Genomic DNA, 16,510 nt, shown 5'->3' with positions numbered 1-16,510 from the left:
TTACGCCCATTTCGGATTGTCGAGGATGACCGGCTTGCCATCCTTTTCGACAACGATTTTGCGGAACCCCTTCGTCTCGATGCTGCCGTAGTCGTGCCCCGCGTCGGCCCGGAACACGTAGAACGTGATCAGCGGCTCGGTTCCGGTATTGATGCTGCGGTGCGCGTAACGGCCGGGCACGTAGACCGCCTTGCCGGGGGTGAACTCCTGCGCGTCCCATTCTCCCTCGGGATTCTCCATCAGCATGAGGCCGCGGCCGCCGATACAGTAGTACACCTCCGCCGTATCGATAATGGTGTGAAAATGCCCCTTGGTCATGTAATACTCCTCGCCCACCTTGCCCGGATAGACGATGCTCGTTCCGAAGGCGAGGTTGCCGTCGGTCTCCGTCACGCCCAGCTCGTGGAACTCGTAGAGAAGCGGGTTGCCTTCTTCCAGCAGAGCGGCGGTCGCCGCGTCGTCGGCGTACATTCCTTTCATCTGGCTTAAGAAGCGCTTGAGGGACGGCTTCGTATCGGATAGGCCGTTATTAAGACTGAAGTAGACGGAAAATGGATTCATCGGCAGTGCGGAATTCGGGATCGTCGAGCTCATCGGGCTTCCTCCTTCGGCTTTTGATCTTGCGGCTTTTGATTTTGCGGCTATCGGCCTTGCTGCTGCTGACCTTGCCGTTCCTGACCTTGCTGTTGCTGACCTTGCCGTTGCAGCTCCAGCGCGATTTGCTCGAGCCGCCGGAACGTCGGCTTGTCGATGTGAATTTGGAACACGTCCTGGATCACCTGCGTCCAGCCGTGCAGGAAGTAGATCCAGCCGTCTTCGACGCGGAGGCCGCGTTCTTCGCGCTGCGCTTCGGCTTGGCGAAGGAACAGCAGATCGCCGCGATAGTTCAGCTCCCAGACGAGGCTGCCTGCCGGGAAAACCGCTGCGTCCGTCAGAGGAGAGCCCGGGCGGTCCTTGCCGAGTCCCGTGGCGTTGACGACGAGCGAATGCTCCGGCAGCCCGGCGAGCACGGCGTCGTTGTCGCGCGGCTCGGGGCAGAGGCGGTACTCGAAGCGCGTCTTCGTCTCGAGGCGGCCGAGCAGCTCCTTCGCGGAATCGAGCCGGGCCTGGCTGCGGTTGCTGATCACGATTCGGGACGGAATGTTGTCCCCATGCTCCGGCCTAGTCAGGTACGAGCTGATCGCCAGCGCGCTGCCTCCCGCTCCCATGAGGAAGACGTCGCCGCCGCGCGCCCAATGGTTCTGCGGGATAAACGCCTCCATCGCCAGACCGCTGGAGATCGGGTCCTTGGCCGCCCCGAGCAGGCGTCCGTCTTGCTTGGAGATCGAGGAGAGCTCCTCGAACTGAAGCGCGTAGGGGTCGAGTTCGTCGAACAGGTCGCGTGCCGCATGGAAAAGATCGATTTTGTGCGTCGTCACGAGGGCTCCGAGCGAATTCGGATCGTTCTTGAGGAAGCCGACGGCTTCGCGGTAAAGCTCCGGCGACGCGTGGATCGGCAGGTCCATTCCCTTGATGCGGGCGTCCGTAAGGCCCAGCGCTTCCGCCCAGAGCGGGAAGAGCTTCATGATGGACGAGGAGCCCGTCGTCACGCCGATGAAGTAGAAGGTCGGCCGGTCGTTCGGTTCGTATGGCATGGCAGTCGATCCTTTCTAGTCGTAAGTAGGCGGCCTTTCGGCGCCTTAACGGACATCCAGTCCGTTAGAGCCGCTGAACGACCGTTATGAATTTCTAACGGACATAGAAGACTCTTAGAAGGGAGAAATCGCTTTTGGGAGGCTTTTTCGGCCTCGTAACGGACTGGATGTCCGTTAGAATTCCGGAATGCAATTTTTCGGCGTCTAAGCGTCGCTGGTGTCCGTTAGCCGAGGTGGAGCGACCATTGGGAAGTCTGTCGGTAGGGAAAGAAGCCTCACGTGCGTAGTTTGGTTCCTCTCTTAAGCCAACTCGAAGCGTTCTTGTCTCATGTGCGCAGTCTGGTTACTCTCTTATACCAACTTGATGCGTACTTGCCTCATGTGCGCAGTCTGATTACTCTCTTAAGCCAACTCGAAGCGTACCTGCCTCATGTGCGCAGTCTGATTACTCTCTTAAGCCAACTCGAAGCGTACCTGCCTCATGTGCGTAGTTTGGTTACTCTCTTAAGCCAGCTTGAGGCACACTAGCCTCATGTGAGTAGTTTGGTTACTCTCTTCAGCTAACTTGAGGCGCACTAGCCTCTTGTACGCAGTCTGGTTACTCTCTTAATCCTCACCCTTCAACCGCCCGTACAATGCCGACAGCCCCTCGACCGCCTGCCGGTAGCGCCGCGCCGGGGCGGCGTAGCTCTCGCGGCCTTCGGGCGTCGGCTCGTGGACGTCGCCGAACGCGAGGAACGATTCGGCCGTCTTCGCCAGGTCGTCGAACAGCCCCACGCCGTACCCGGCGATAACGGCGCTGCCGGAGATCGTCGTGTCGACGCTCTTCAGCGTCCGCACCGGAATGCCGAGCACGTCCGCCTTGATCCGGTTGAACAGGCCGCTCTTCGCTCCCCCACCCGCCGCGTTGACCTCGTGGTAAGGAATCGAGCCGGACAAGCGCTCCAGAATGTCGAGATACGAACGGTACTCGTAGGCGATCGATTCGAGGATCGAGCGGTACATCGCGGCTTTGCCGTGCGACCAGTTGAGGCCGAGCCAGGCGCCGCGCAGGTCCGCGTCGTTCGGGCAGACGCTGCCGCCGAAGTGCGGCACGAACAGCAGCCCGTCGCTTCCCGGAGGGACGCTCTCCGCCATCCGGTTCAACTCGTCGAAGCTTGGAGCCCCGGCTTCGTCCGGGCCGATAAGCTTGCGGTACCAGGAAAGGCATTCTCCTCCGCCGTTGATGTAAGCGAGTGGAGCCCACAGCCCAGGGATGACGGAACGGGCGAAGATCAGCGTCTTCGTCTCGACGTCCGGACTATAACGGTCTACGCCGCAAGCGAGCACGGATGCCGTGCCGGCGATGTCCAGCAATTGGCCCGGGCGAACGAGTCCGCCTCCCAGGGATGCCGCCGCCGTATCGCCGCAGCCCGCGACGATGGGTGTTCCGGCGGCTAGGCCGGTCAGCGCGGCATATTCGGGCGTCAGATAGCCGACGACGTCCCAAGGGTTCACGATCCTGGGCAGCTTGTCGGCGTCCAGGCCGAACGCCCGGATCAGCTCGGGCGACCAGCGATTGCCTTTCGCGTCGGCGAAGCCGGTGAAGTGCAGGTGCGTGTAGTCGACGAACGCCTCGTCCGCGGAGAGGCCGGCCAGCCGTCCGGCGGCGAAAGCGCTCGGCACGACGAACTTGGCGATTCTCCGGTAGACGTCCGGACGCTCGCTCCTCCACCACAGCTTCTTAGGGCCGTGCGCATACGTAACGGGGGCTCCCGTGAGACGGATGACTTCCTTTTCCCCCCAGGCCCGAATCTCGGGCATCGCGGACTCGCAGCGGGTGTCCAGCCAGGAGTCGTAAGGGGTAACGGCGTTCCCTTCCCGGTCGATGCCGAGGATGCCGGCCATCTGGCCGTCCAATCCGATCGCCGCCACCTCGCCTCCGGAGACGCCGGACGCTTCCAGCGCTTCGCGAATCCCTTCGACGACGGAGCGGAACATCTCCTCCGGGTCCTGCTCGACGCTGCCCCGCGCCCCCCGGATCAGCCGGGACGGCCGAAACGCCGTTCCCGCGATCTCGCCGTTTGCGCCGACGATCGCCGCCTTCGTGCCTTGCGTGCCGATATCGGCCGTAACGAGATATGGCATAACGGATGTCACCCGCTCCCTCAATCGAAAGTAATTAGAGTCTTGATGCCTACCGAACGCGACGCGGCTTCGACCGCCTGCCCGAATTCGGAGATCGGGAACCGGTTCGACACGAGCTTGTCGGCATCGATCAGACCGCTGGCGATAAATTGCAGAGTCTTGCGAAAATGATGGTTGTTCGCCTTGGTGGAACCGGTTGCAAGGATCTGCTTGTAATGAATCCGGTTCGTGTCGATCCCGACCGGGACCGCGTTCTTGGGCAACCCGCCGAAAAAGTTGATTCGCCCGTTCATCGCCGCGACCTCGACCGCAAGCTGTTGCGCTTCGGGGGAGGGATTGGCCGTGACGCACACGTCGACGCCCCGCCCCCCGGTGAGCTCCAGGATCCGTTCCTTCAGTCCGTCCGCCGCAAGGGCGATGAACGACTCGTCGATCCGCTTCGCCAGCTCGAGCCGGCCGGCCGAACGGTTGGCGAGGAAAACGCGCCCCGCCCCCGCCCGCTTCGCCATCTGCGCGTACATGATGCCGATCGTCCCGGCCCCGATGACCAGCACGTCGTCGCCGAGCGAGACCGGACAGACCAGCAGACCGTTGTAAACGCAGGAAAGCGGTTCGGCCAGCGCCGCCTGGTCGAAGGTGACGTGGTCCGGAAGCTTGGCGACGTTGCCGAAGCGGACCGCTTGCTCGGGAACGACCGCGTACTCCGCGAAACCTCCGTCGAGCTGCACGCCCAGAGCCCGATAATCCGGGCATAAGTGGTAATCTCCCTTCACGCACTCGTCGCAGATGCCGCAGCCGATATTGGGAGCGACGGCGACCCGGTCCCCCGCGGCATACCCTTGGACCTCGCTTCCGACTTCGTCGATGACCCCGGCGATCTCGTGGCCGAGCGTGCGCGGCGATTCCGGACCGATGCCGGCGAAGCCGTTCGCGATCATGCGAAGATCCGTTCCGCAGATGCCGGCCCGCTTGACCTTAAGAAGAATCTCCCCCGCCTTTATGGCGGGCTTCGGAACCTCCGCGACGCGTACGTCGCGGATCCCGTGCATTTGAGCCGCAATCATCATCGTTGTCATCCCACCATTGTTTAATATCTTTTATTGTTATTTGTTATTATATTTGAATCATAGGCGCAGGACGGCCGAATGTCAATGCACAATTATCGCGAAGAAGCAAGGATGAAACCGATTGTTAGAAAACAATAACAAATGATATACTTAGAGATATCAAATTCATCTCATATGAAAATGGAGCGTTACCATGAGCGACAAAACTACCGAAGTGCTATTCGCCGAGGAGAGGAGGGCGCAGATCGTCGAGCTGGTCAACGAGCGGAAGAAGGTGCTCGTCCCCGACCTGATCGATCACTTCAAGGTGTCCCCCGCGACGATCCGCGGCGACCTGCGCGACCTGGAGGCGGCCGGGCTCATCAAGCGCACGCACGGCGGCGCCATCCCGAGCGGCTTCTCCAAGGTCGGCTTCGAGCCGGACACGTCCGCGAAGAACGTCAGCCGCTTGGCGGAGAAGCGGCTCATCGCGCAGGCGGCGGCCGAGATGGTGGAGGACGGCGACATCGTCATCCTGGACGCCGGCACGACGACGCTGGAGATGGCGAAGCTGCTCCGCGACAAGCGGAACGTGACCGCCATCGTCAACGATCTGAACATCGCGATGTGCCTTCAGCAATTCGACGGCATCAACGTGATCATCCTCGGCGGCACGCTGCGCAAGAACCTGCATTGCACGGTCGGCCCCTTCGCGAACAATCTGCTGTCGGAGCTGAACGTCGACAAGGCGTTCCTCGGATCGAACGCGTTCAGCGTGCAGAAGGGCTGCACGACGCCGGATATCAACCAGGCCGAGATCAAGAAGATCATGGTTAAAGTCGCCACGCAAGTCATCGTTCTATGCGACAGCAGCAAGATCGGCAAGAGCTCGTTCCTCCAGTTCGTTCCCGCCGGGGAGATCCACACGTTCGTCACGGACGCGGGCATCGGCGAGCTCGACCGCAACGAACTTAACGAGCTTGGCGTGGACGTAAAAATCGCAAGATAATCGGCGAGCAAGTTCGGACGAGTGCGGACAAGCTCCTGCAAAAGCGTTGGAACCGGTTGGCCCTGTGGGCCTACCGGTTTTTTATTTTCGGCTTAATCGTAATCCGCGCCCCGGCAAACGACGACGATTCGCGGCATCAGTCCGCCAGCCTCACAAGCTCGCCTCGCGCAAGCGAAACGTTGCCGGCCTCCACGATGCGGACGGCCATCCTTCCGTCATGCCCCGTCACCGCGGGCGGACGATCCTCGCGGATGCAGGCGATAAAGTCGGTGTCCTCCGCCAGGTAAGCATCCTTGAAGAGCGACCTCCAGCTGTTCATGTACGGGCGATGAAGCGTTTTGTCCCTTCGCGCGGTCACGATCGTTCTCTCGTGCGTCTGTCCCAGATAGATGACGCCCTCGGTGCCGAGAATCTCCACGCGGCTGTCGTAGCCATACTGGACGCCCATTGCCCCATCTATGCTGCCGAGCTTGCCGTCCGCGAACTTGGCGGTCATCGCGACCGTGTCGTAGAAGTCCGGATACTGGCCTCGAATGTCCGGACAGCGGAAGTTCCCTCCTACGGCGTGCACTTCCGCGATCTCCGAGCCGGCGAACCAGCGCAGCGTGTCGATGTCGTGGCTGTTCACCTCGGCCAGCGGTCCGTTGCTCTTGCGGATGTCGTACATCCACGGCATCGGCGTGCTCGGCCCGCGGGTCAGCGACTTGACCAGGACGACGTCTCCGATCGCTCCGTCCTCGATCTGCCGCTTCGCGTCCCGGAAGCTCTCGTCGAAGCGGCGCATGAACGCGAGCTGCAGCTTCACGCCGCCCCGCTCGCAAGCCTCGATCATCTCCGCGCACTCCGCCTCGTTCATTGCCATCGGCTTCTCGCATAGCACATGCTTGCCCGCCGCCGCCGCATCGACGACGATATCGCGATGGTACGCGGTCGGCGTCACGACGACAACGGCGTGAATCGTCTCGTCCGCCAGCGCATCGCGGTAGTCGGCATACACCTTCTCGACCTCCAGCGACCGCGCCGCCTGCTCGGCCGCCTCCCGGTTCGGATCGGCGAACGCCGCTAATCTCGCGTAAGGCACGCTCTTGCGGAAGTTGGCCGCGTGAATCAGGCCCGCCCGTCCCGCGCCTATGACGCAAACGTTGATGATGTCGGGTGCCACTCTGCTCCCACCTTTAACGAATGATTTTATATATTATCGTTTATTATCATATTTTATTGAATAGTGTTGCGTCAATCGGTTTTTTGAATTTATGGTTTTGCAAACAAAGAACCGCCAAGGCGATTGCCCTGACGGTTTATCTTCCTAGAATCGGTAGCGGCCCGCCCCGACTTCGACCCCATGCCCAATCGGATCCGGAGAGGCCGCCGTTCCGAACGGCAGATGAACGACCGCCGAGACGCCTTCCGGAATCTCGACGTCCAAAATCAGCCTCCCGCCTTCGCGGCGCCACGCCGAGACGATCGTCCCCCGGACGGTATCGATTCGAGCCTCCGCCCATTCGAGCCCGACCGGCGGACACGGACGGATCTCGATCCTCTCGTAGCCGGGAGCAAGCGGCCGAATGCCGCCAAGCCGAGTATAAAAGGACGCGCCGATGCCTCCGAACATCGCGTGGTCGTGCGAATGCATTCCTCCCTTGAAGCTCCACTGTTCCCATAGCGTGGTAGCTCCTTGCGCGATTTGCCAGCCGAAGCCGGGATACTCATCCTTCTTCAGGATCGCATAGGCGAGGTCGATGCGGCCATGATCCGCCAGTACATCCATCAGATAACGGGTCCCGTAGATTCCCGTGTCCAGATGGCCGCCTTTGGCCTCGATAACCGCGGCCAATCGGGCAGCGGCCGCTTCCTTCTCGGAGTCCGGCGCCATGCCGTAGGCCAGAGGCATCAGCTGCGCGGTCTGCGAGCCGCTCCCGAACACTCCCTCGCCTTGGTAGAAGCGCTTGAGAAACGCCTGCCTTACGCTTTCGGCGTGCCGGGCGTACTTGGCTTCGTCCTCGCGCCGACCAAGCGCCCCCGCCGCCTTGGACACGACGGAAGCCTGATGATAATAAAGAGAAGTGTTGACGATAGCTACCTCGCCGAAGTAATTCTCCCACCCGTCCTCGTTCGGCGGGCACCAATCCCCGAAGCCCTCCTCCGCGATGCCTTCCGGCCACTTCTCCGCCAGATGATCGATATAGGAGCTCATGGCCCCGTAATGCCGCTCGAGCGCTTCGACATCGCCGTAATACCAATATAAGTGCCATGGAAGCGTCACTTTGTCCCCGCTCCAGTCCGGATTCGTCAGGCTGTCGTCGATGTCGCCCAGCCACTTCCGGTAATAAAGCCGCATGTCGAAGTTATGAATGGCGGCCTCCTCGACGACCGCCGAATCCATCAGACAAGGAGTGCGTTCGTCGCGCTGGCAGCAATCGGTCGGAATGCTGACGAGGTTGTTCAGGAAAGACCAGCGGATATTGCTCTGCAGGCGCGTCAACCGTTCGTCCGAGCAAGAGAACCGGCCCGTCTCCCGTACGTCCGCATGAATGGGCACCGCCTGAACGTCGAGCAGTTCCGCGTCTCCGGTAACCTCGACATACCGGAATCCGTGGTACGTAAAACGCGGCTCGTAGCTCTCGGTTCCGGAGCCGGACAGAACGTAAACGTCGGTCGCGGCGGCGTTGCGGTTCGTCCAGGGGTCGATGTTCCCCGCCTCGTCGATCAGCTCGCTGTATCGAAGCTCGACTCGGCTGCCCGCCGAGCCGACGGTCTCTATCCTCGCCCAACCGGCGATATTCTGGCCGAAGTCGTAAACGGCAGCGCCTTCGCGCGGATGCAGGACTCGAACGGGCGCCAACGGCTCCCAGGCGAAGACGCCAGGCTGCGAATTCGGCTCCAGCCGGCCTTCCGGAGGCTGCGCCAAGCTCGCCTGCCTCCAGCTCTCCGCTTCGAAACCGAACGTGTCCCAGCCGATCGGCTCCCTGCGGGCGTCGTAAGTCTCTCCGTCGTAGATATCGTTAAGCAGCAGCGCGCTGTCCGATGTCCGCCACGTCTCATCCGTGACGATCCGCTCCGCGCGGCCGTCCGCGAACCGGATTTCGAGCGACGCGATTACGGCTTTGTCCCTCTTCCATTTCCAGCCCCAACGGGAATAGTTGAGGTTGTAGCCGTTGCCCAGCCACAGGCCGATCGCGTTCCCGCCTTGCCTGACCGCGCTCGTCACGTCATATGTGTCGTAGAGGAGGCGCCGTTCGTACGGAGAATTGGCCGGAGCGAGAACGCGCGCATCGGCTTTGTGGCCGTTCAGGCGCAGCTCGTACCAACCGAGGGCATAAACGCTCGCGATGGCTCGTACGACTTCTCCTTCCAACTCGAAGCTCTTGCGAAAGAGAGGGCTGTCGACGGGTACCGGCGATTCGCATAAGGAAAAGGTGTTCTCGCCGAGCCGAAGCCCGCTGCCGGAAGAGTCGACGTTCCCGGCGCTGAATTGGACCGCGGAAGGATCGTAGAACCGGTTGACATACAGGGCGCGGCCGTCCTCATCGAATACGCGAAGCTTCCGGATAACGGCCGTCTGGCCCGAACCGGTCCGAAAGCCGATCGTTCCCGGCTTCAAGGAAGGCGCCGGAACGGTCAACGCCTTTCTCCCGTTTAGATGGAGCGAGCAATACTCCCCGCCTCGCTCGATTCGAATGGAGACGGCGACGGGGGAAGCGGCCATTGCCGCCGCCTCGGCTCGGGCAAGCTCGCGGCGAACGCCGTCCTCCACCTCGACAAGGATGGCGGCGTCTTGCTCCGCGATCAGCTCGATGCCGTAATAATTTCTCTCGTCCCGAACGCCGAACAGCAAAGCGGCGCCGCCCGACTCGATGACGACATCGGCTTCCACGGCGATTCGCTCCCATTCCCGATGAGAGGCAACGGGCCTCGTTATCCAGCGGGCATGCTCGAGGCCGAAATCCGGTCTGGCGTTAAAGGCTTCCGTCATCTCGGTCGACCTCCCGCTTGTTCGCCATCGATGCGAGGGCCGCCCCCGCCCGAAGCCGGAGCATTCCATGCGCCGACCGTCAGTTCCCCGAGCGAATCCCCGCTTCGCGCCAGAAAGGGGATTCGCCGCGCTTCGTTCGGGCGCAGGCCGAAATCATTGTCCGCCAAATAACAATCCCAGTCGTCCGGGAAGCCTTCGACCGTCACCCTCACGGCCGGCACGTCCCCGGCATTGCGGACGATAATCGCGCCTTCGTCGCCTTCGCGCTCGACCGACCACTCCAACCGGGTTTCCGGCAGGCGTCGCATGGGGGCATCGCCCAGGCTTCCATACAGCCCGAACGCCTTCTTCGCTTCTTCGCCCGGATATTCGTTCCCGTTATGGACGTGGTTCTTCTCGAAGTCGAGCAGCTCCTCGTTCTTGGGCTGCGCGTTGAACCAGTACCATTGGTCGGATAACGGCGTTCCGTCGGTGCTTCGCAGCTCGACCGCGAGCAGGAACGGGGAAATCTCCGCGGCGGACGGCAGCGGGAACGCAATCTTGCCCATCCCTCGCGTCTCGTTCGCCTTAAGCTCCAGCCCGGCATAGCGCTTCGACCAGAGCACGTTCAATTTGCTGCCGTACATAACGGCGGTCACGGAGACGTTGCCCAGAGTTTCGCGCGTATCGTTCGCGGCATATAGCTCCGCCTCGAACGTCTCTCCCTCCAGCCAGCCGTTCAGCTTCGCCGCCGTCGCGAATGCGGCTTGCGGACGGCACGCCTGCATCGCCCGGTAATAGCTCAGCTTCGGCGTCCCGTAGAAATCGACGACGGCCCAGGAATGCCCCGGGAAGAGGTCGGTGAATTTGTAATACCAGAACCCCGTCGCTCCCACTCCCGCTTGGGATCGCTGCCTATCCGCGGTGAAGCGAATCGAATCTCCTTGGGCGGTCTGTGAATAGAGAATGTAATCTTCCAGGCTTCGGATAGGACCATAGGCGCCGTACCTCATCACCTTGATGACATCCTTAAGGCTGAATTGGTGGGAATGCGCCAACCATCCGCGGCTCTCTTCCGTCGGCGGCCACGAGGACAAATCTTCCGTCGGCAAGTAACGGGCGCAGCTCGAGAGGTTGACCGAGCTCGGGATGCCGAATTCTCCGTAGAAGACCGAGGGCATGGCCAGCGTGGCCGCGTCCAACGGCTCCCCGCCATGGTAAACGTTCCAGTTGTGCGCGCTTCCGCCCCAAGGATCGGTCCGGTGGAACGGCCGCGACGGATCAAGCTGGCGGCAGCGCCTTCCGACGAGAAACAGTCCTTCATCCGCGCCGCCGTGCGGGCCGTTCTCGTTGCCTCCGCCCCACATGACGAGCGACGGGTGCGAGCGAAGCCGCTTGACCGAGAGCGTCACTTGGCGGTCGATAACGCCGAGATCGGTAAACGGCGCGTCCATAGGGCCCCAGCAGAGCGGGAATTCCTGATACACCATGATGCCTTTCTCGTCGCACAGCCGATAGAAGACGTCATCCTCGACGATTCCTCCTCCCCAGGCGCGCAGCATCTGCACGTTGGCCCTGCGGGCAAGCTCCAGCAACCGTTCGTATTTGGCTTCCTCCCGCTCCAGCATCGGGTCCGGCCAGCACCAATTGGCTCCCTTGACGAACATCGGTATTCCGTTGACGATAAATTGCCAGCGGTACTCGGTCTCTTCGGCCGCGCCGGGATGAGGAGCCATCTCCAGCGTACGCACGCCGAAGACGACGGATTCGCCATCGATCGGCCTGCCCGGCTCTAAGCTCACTTGAAGCGACAATCGGTACAGAGCCGGATCGCCGTATCCGATCGGCCACCACAGCTCCGGATCCGGCAGCCCGATATCGGTGCGGAACTTGTTCGTTCCGCTCGCGAGCTCGACCTCGTTGCGGAAACGCAGCGCCGGCTCGGCTTCTTCGCTTCCTTCCAGGCGAATTTCGCCATGAACGACAGCCTTCGCGAAGGCAGGGAGGCGGCTCTCAAGCCCATATTCCACGAGAAGCTTCGCTTCGCCGTCCGCGATCGACCGCGTGACGACGTACGCATCGGACAGCGAGAGGTCCGGCTCCGCCCTCAGCCATACGTCTTTCCAGATTCCCAAGGAGATAAGGTGACCGTAATGCCAGCCGAAGCTCGGGCTTCCCTTCAACAGGCCGTTCCACGACTGCGGCGCCTGATCGATTCGAACGACAAGCTCGTTCGGCTCGCCGAAGCGAAGCGAATTCGTCACGTCCAGGTACGGGCCGCCGAACATCCCCTTATGGTGGCCGAGCGATTGTCCGTTCAAGTATACCGTCCCCGAATAATCGAGCCCGTCGAACCGCAGCGTAAGCCTTCTCCCCCGCCAGCCGTCCGGCACCTCGAACGTCCGGGCGAACCACCAGTCCATTCGTTCGGCGCGAGTGCGCCGGAACCACAGCGGCGTCTCCTTCGGCTCGCCAAACTCCTCCAGCTCATCCAGCATGTTGGCGTTCCAATGCGGATCCGCCAGTTCCCCGAGCATCGTCAACGCCTTCTGAACCGTAGAGGGAACCGTTACTTCGCGCCATTCGCCGCGGTCGAAGCCGGGCTTATGCCAGCCTTCGATTAGACCCGGACTGTCCTTAGCCTTTCTTCCGAACCACCCGGTAGCCGGGGCCGGATGGCCCGGATCCGCCGGTTCGCATTCTCTCATTCTCCATGTTCCGGACAAGCTCAGCTCTTCGCGCTTCCAATCGATGACGGGAATATCGGAAGGCAGGGCAAGAGCCTCGCGAACGGGAAGACGGATCGCCGCTTCCGTCAGCGAATCTCCATAAAGAGCGGATCGGCGAAACGCTTCGTCTTGCAGCTCGTCAAGATAGCGCTTTCCAACTATAGGGCGATAATACGTTATGTCATCCATCGTGATACCCCTTTGCCTAGGAATCCATTGACATAAAATATTATCGATTGTTTCATTGTTATAGTCAATCATATTTTATTGCTTATTGTTGTTTTATTGTTATTCCATTGTGGTTAATGCAGATTCGACGGCTTCCCGGCTACTGCCGCTTGCCGAAGTTGCGGATCCGAACCCCCACCTCCACGTCGATTTCCGCCTTGGAGAACGTCTCCGCCCAGTCCAGCTTCTCCCAGTCGGAGTAACGCATGGAGTTGCGGACGTATTGGCCGATTCCGATCGCGTCGGCGCGGGCGTCCTGCATGCGACGGATTAGTCTTTCGCACCTCAGCTTGACGAATTTCGCGATCTCCTTCTCCAGTTTAGCTTGTTCCGCCCGCTTGCTTACTTCCACGGTCCCGACGTACTCCAGAAGCGAGCCGCTCAGCGATACCTTCACCGTCACCTTCGGGCCTGTCCCTCGGGAGAGAGAAGGCAACGAGCGAACCTTGATTTTGCGACGGCTGGAGAAGTAAAGCATCGATGCCACGTCGGAGGAATAGTCGTCTCCTGTGAAATCGACGAACAGATCGCCGGATTTGACTTTGCCGTACAGAATTCCGAAGTAAGGCAAGTCGTCGGGTTCCACCTTGCCCGTCATCCGGTCTCTCTCGAACAAGGCGATGCCGTCGAAAATAATGCTTTCAGGCTGCCCCCGGATGATGGCGGCGATGGGGTCGATGCCGTCGTCGTAATAGTCCCGGGCAAACGAGTAAAGGGTCGTATCCGGCATGTTCATGGCTCCCGTTTCGACCCGGATCAGATTGTCGATATATTCTCCCGCCGTACCGCCTTGTGGGTACTTCCTCTTCAGTAGCTCTTCCGCCGAGCCCTCGACGACAAGAAAGTGAACCCGGTTGCCGACGGACGGGTCGCGCATCAAGGAGTCGATGTGCGTCCATACTCCCTCCCGCGCCAGGCTCGCTCCGAATAAAGCCTGCCGCATCTGGCCGTTCACGAGTCGACGGTCGTTCTGCCGGTCGAATACGATTCGCGCTTCCCTAGCCGTCTTCGCGACGGCCGAATATTGGACCGCCTCCTTCTGGGTCGTCTTCGGAATGCTTACGGTGACCTTGATTTTCCCCTGGTTTTCTTCGCCGTCGCCGGCAAGCTCATAGGCCGTCGTCCGAATGAACCCCAGCTTCTCGATGATTCTTTGATCCGAGCAACCGATCAGCGGCAGCGCGAGTGCCAGAATGACAAGCGAGAGCTTCCGAAGAGTCATCCTTATCCTCTCTCTTTCTTCTTCCTGCTGTTCTTCTGATGCAAGGCGACCGGAATCAGGACAAGCGGCATGGCGAATGAAAGCAGGGCTTCCGTCATTAAGCCCATATCCAGCCACTGTTCGGTATCGCGAAGAATCTGCAGGAAACATCCGAAGACGAAGACTCCCGCGATAATTAGGATAGCGAAGAGCTTGTCCGGCGCCTTGGTAACGATCCGTTGCAGGGTCACTTTACTCGCATAACAGTAACCTATTGTAGAGACCAGATTCGCGAATAAGAAAACCGTGAAGATCAGATTTTCCACTCGGTTAAGAAACGGAAGTTCGATATATTCCAGCGTATTGATCAACGGATATTGCAAGCTCTGTATTTCCTTGAAGCTGAAAAAACCGAACGCGATGATCACCGAGATAATATAGATGACGGTGATCATTAAGTGACCGTAGTACGCCCCTCGCAAGGCGACTCCCTTCTTGTCCATCTGAGGGAACAAGAACAGAAGCACCTCGAAACCCACAAACGCGAGGTACACCTCGAACCAACCATGAAAGGTATGTCCGTTCTCCGCTCCTTGAAAGAAAGAGGAGGTTAAACGGACAAGTTTCCATTCTCTGAAAAAATAAGGAATCAGCATGTTCAGGGAGCAGGTCAAAATAAAAAATACGGTGACGGCTTTAAGGATGCTGTAGATGTCTTTGATCAACAGAGTATAGACGATCAAACAATAGAGCGCTAACAACATCGTCGGGCTTGTCGTTTGAAAGGCGAACGTTTGGTAGATGAGCAGGAAGTGTTTGCCGATGATCGCCCCCAGCCATGCCCAGTATGCAGCTAAGATTATGTAGAATGGGGAAAGTATCCACTTGGGGAAAGTCCCCTCCAGCAGCTCGAATGCCGAACGGCCTTCCCCCGCGCGGAAGAGAATATGATAGAGGAAAATGTTTATTAAGGCTATAGGGGAAAGCAACAGGATAGCGACCCAGCCGTTCGTCCCGACATTCTCGGCGATGGTGCGAGCGAGGCTGAAGACGGTCCCGTCGAGCTCGCACATGTAAACGAACAGCGCGAGATGGAACGAGTTGATCTTCTCTTTGGTCATCCCTTGCATGTTCTCACCGCCGCTATATCCGTTTCTTGACCCGGACGCTGTTAGGAGTTCTGGAGATGGTGGGACGACGGGTCAGGGCCCAGAAGGGGCCGCGAACGAACGTATCCAGCATATCCCTGAAGTTGACCGGGGCGACCGGGGTTAAATACGAAGCTCCGAGATTGGTTATTCCGGACAGATGAATGATCATCAGCGTGATTCCGAGGAACAAGCCCAGATTGCCAAGCAGGCCGGCCAGGATAATCAAGCCGAACCTGATCAGGCGCAAGGAAGCGCTCATGATATAGCTGGGAATGACGAAAGAAGCGATGGCCGACGTGGCGACCGCGATGATCAGGATGTTGCTCGTGAAGCCGGCTTGCACGGCCGCTTGGCCGATAACGATACCGCCGACGATGCCGATCGTTTGTCCGATCTTCGTCGGCAAACGCGCTCCCGCTTCCCGAAGAAGCTCGATCGTCGTCTCCATGAGAAGAGCTTCGTAAAGAGGGGGAAAAGGCACTTTGCTGCGCGATTCCGTCAAATTCAGGAGCATCGTATGAGGAATCATCTCGTAATGAAAAGTAGTCACCGACACGTAGAAAGCGGTGAAGCCGATCGTAATGACGAAACCGATGATCCGGAGCAGACGGAGCGCGGTGCCAAGCAGCCACCTTTGGTAATAATCGTCCGGGGACGCGAAGAAATCGAAGAAGGCCGTCGGACAGCTGAAGACGGACGGGCTTCCGTCGACGATGCCGATGATTTTGCCCCCTGTCAGCTTGGAAGCGGCCGCGTCCGGACGCTCGGTCGTCATGAATTGCGGGAAGACGGAATTCGGGTTCTCGTCGATCAGCTGCACGAGCATGTTGCCTTCGCCGACCGCGTCGATCTCGATGCTTTTTATTCGGTTAATCAGATTGTCGACGATCTCTCGGTTAACGACTCCGTCGATATACATGATCATGACTTGCGTTTTGGAGATCTCGCCGACCGACAGAAGGACGGTCTTTAACTTGGAGCTGCGCACCCTCATGCGCAAGACGGCGACGTTCTGGAACAGATTCTCGACGAAGCCGTCGTGCGGGCCGGCGATGACCGTCTCCGTCTCGGACTGCTCGATGCTGCGGCCGAGCTGCTCGCTCAGATCCACAAGCCAAACATAATCCTCCAGGAAGATAGCCGCGCTGCCGGTCAGGATGCCGTCAACGCAATCGCCTGTCTCGGCAACTCGATGATAAGGGGCACGGCCTAGAATGCCTGCCGCTTCTTCCCGGCTCGCGTCCGCGAACGGCTGGACAATGTCCCGGTGGAGATTGTTGTTGCCGGTGAGCGGCACCATATAGAAGACGCTCATTCCGTTCGCGAATTCCCGCTTAACGAAATCGGCGCAGTCCTTGAACTGCGCCTCGATAGTTGCGATCGTCGGCTTTGCCGTTAGCTCCTTGTCTAGCTGCGCGCTGTCGCCCATGTCG

The 16,510-nt window shown here is 59.9% G+C and carries 11 protein-coding genes; 1 reads left to right on the top strand and 10 read right to left on the bottom strand.

The window, feature by feature from the left end:
* The 4 genes from H7B67_RS17370 to H7B67_RS17355 form a co-directional block, all read right to left on the bottom strand.
* Window positions 1-594 (bottom strand): glucose-6-phosphate isomerase family protein, encoded by a 594-nt coding sequence (locus H7B67_RS17370; protein ID WP_245363933.1) that lies wholly within the window; start codon window positions 592-594, stop codon window positions 1-3.
* A gap of 47 nt (window positions 595-641) precedes the next feature.
* Window positions 642-1,634 carry a shikimate dehydrogenase family protein gene (locus H7B67_RS17365; protein ID WP_185121129.1) on the bottom strand — a complete coding sequence of 331 codons (993 nt, stop codon included), beginning with the start codon at window positions 1,632-1,634 and terminating at the stop codon, window positions 642-644.
* A 606-nt stretch (window positions 1,635-2,240) separates the two neighbouring features.
* Complete coding sequence (locus tag H7B67_RS17360) at window positions 2,241-3,761, bottom strand: xylulokinase (protein ID WP_185121128.1); 1,521 nt, start codon at window positions 3,759-3,761, stop codon at window positions 2,241-2,243.
* 20 nt (window positions 3,762-3,781) lie between these two features.
* Window positions 3,782-4,828 (bottom strand): alcohol dehydrogenase catalytic domain-containing protein, encoded by a 1,047-nt coding sequence (locus H7B67_RS17355; RefSeq protein ID WP_185121127.1) that lies wholly within the window; start codon window positions 4,826-4,828, stop codon window positions 3,782-3,784.
* Between the two features lie 193 nt (window positions 4,829-5,021).
* Here H7B67_RS17355 and H7B67_RS17350 point away from each other — a divergent pair, with 193 nt between their 5' ends.
* On the top strand, window positions 5,022-5,816 hold the full coding sequence (locus H7B67_RS17350; protein WP_185121126.1) for a DeoR/GlpR family DNA-binding transcription regulator: 795 nt from the start codon (window positions 5,022-5,024) through the stop codon (window positions 5,814-5,816).
* A 136-nt stretch (window positions 5,817-5,952) separates the two neighbouring features.
* Here the strand turns inward: H7B67_RS17350 and H7B67_RS31320 are convergent, their stop codons facing one another.
* The 6 genes from H7B67_RS31320 to H7B67_RS17320 all read right to left on the bottom strand — a co-directional run bounded on the left by H7B67_RS31320 (window position 5,953) and on the right by H7B67_RS17320 (window position 16,506).
* Complete coding sequence (locus H7B67_RS31320; protein ID WP_185121125.1) at window positions 5,953-6,978, bottom strand: Gfo/Idh/MocA family oxidoreductase; 1,026 nt, start codon at window positions 6,976-6,978, stop codon at window positions 5,953-5,955.
* A gap of 144 nt (window positions 6,979-7,122) precedes the next feature.
* Complete coding sequence (locus tag H7B67_RS17340; RefSeq protein ID WP_185121124.1) at window positions 7,123-9,789, bottom strand: family 78 glycoside hydrolase catalytic domain; 2,667 nt, start codon at window positions 9,787-9,789, stop codon at window positions 7,123-7,125.
* Entirely contained in the window at window positions 9,786-12,686 is a 2,901-nt protein-coding gene (locus tag H7B67_RS17335; RefSeq protein WP_185121123.1) for a beta-mannosidase, read from the bottom strand. The genes H7B67_RS17340 and H7B67_RS17335 overlap by 4 nt, the downstream gene beginning before the upstream one ends.
* Window positions 12,687-12,825: 139 nt before the next feature.
* Entirely contained in the window at window positions 12,826-13,947 is a 1,122-nt protein-coding gene (locus H7B67_RS17330; RefSeq protein ID WP_185121122.1) for a Ger(x)C family spore germination protein, read from the bottom strand.
* A 2-nt stretch (window positions 13,948-13,949) separates the two neighbouring features.
* A complete protein-coding gene (locus H7B67_RS17325) occupies window positions 13,950-15,047 on the bottom strand; it encodes a GerAB/ArcD/ProY family transporter (RefSeq protein ID WP_185121121.1) in 1,098 nt (365 codons plus the stop codon).
* 22 nt (window positions 15,048-15,069) lie between these two features.
* Window positions 15,070-16,506, bottom strand: coding sequence for a spore germination protein (locus tag H7B67_RS17320; RefSeq protein ID WP_245363931.1), 1,437 nt, complete (start codon window positions 16,504-16,506; stop codon window positions 15,070-15,072).
* Window positions 16,507-16,510: the final 4 nt, after the last annotated feature.

The sequence above is a fragment of the Cohnella thailandensis genome, from assembly GCF_014212135.1.
In the GTDB taxonomy this organism is placed as follows: domain Bacteria; phylum Bacillota; class Bacilli; order Paenibacillales; family Paenibacillaceae; genus Cohnella; species Cohnella thailandensis.
Note: the sequence above shows the minus strand (reverse complement) of the source record. Positions and strands in the feature narration are given on the sequence as shown.

What these genes read in the sequence shown, in the direction of transcription:
- H7B67_RS17365 (WP_185121129.1), bottom strand. Translation starts at nt 1,634, where the DNA reads ATGCCATACGAACCGAACGACCGGCCGACCTTCTACTTCATCGGCGTG.
- H7B67_RS17320 (WP_245363931.1), bottom strand. Translation starts at nt 16,506, where the DNA reads ATGGGCGACAGCGCGCAGCTAGACAAGGAGCTAACGGCAAAGCCGACG.
- H7B67_RS17340 (WP_185121124.1), bottom strand. Translation starts at nt 9,789, where the DNA reads ATGACGGAAGCCTTTAACGCCAGACCGGATTTCGGCCTCGAGCATGCC.
- H7B67_RS17360 (WP_185121128.1), bottom strand. Translation starts at nt 3,761, where the DNA reads ATGCCATATCTCGTTACGGCCGATATCGGCACGCAAGGCACGAAGGCG.
- H7B67_RS17330 (WP_185121122.1), bottom strand. Translation starts at nt 13,947, where the DNA reads ATGACTCTTCGGAAGCTCTCGCTTGTCATTCTGGCACTCGCGCTGCCG.
- H7B67_RS17350 (WP_185121126.1), top strand. Translation starts at nt 5,022, where the DNA reads ATGAGCGACAAAACTACCGAAGTGCTATTCGCCGAGGAGAGGAGGGCG.
- H7B67_RS17370 (WP_245363933.1), bottom strand. Translation starts at nt 594, where the DNA reads ATGAGCTCGACGATCCCGAATTCCGCACTGCCGATGAATCCATTTTCC.
- H7B67_RS17325 (WP_185121121.1), bottom strand. Translation starts at nt 15,047, where the DNA reads ATGACCAAAGAGAAGATCAACTCGTTCCATCTCGCGCTGTTCGTTTAC.
- H7B67_RS17335 (WP_185121123.1), bottom strand. Translation starts at nt 12,686, where the DNA reads ATGGATGACATAACGTATTATCGCCCTATAGTTGGAAAGCGCTATCTT.
- H7B67_RS17355 (WP_185121127.1), bottom strand. Translation starts at nt 4,828, where the DNA reads ATGATGATTGCGGCTCAAATGCACGGGATCCGCGACGTACGCGTCGCG.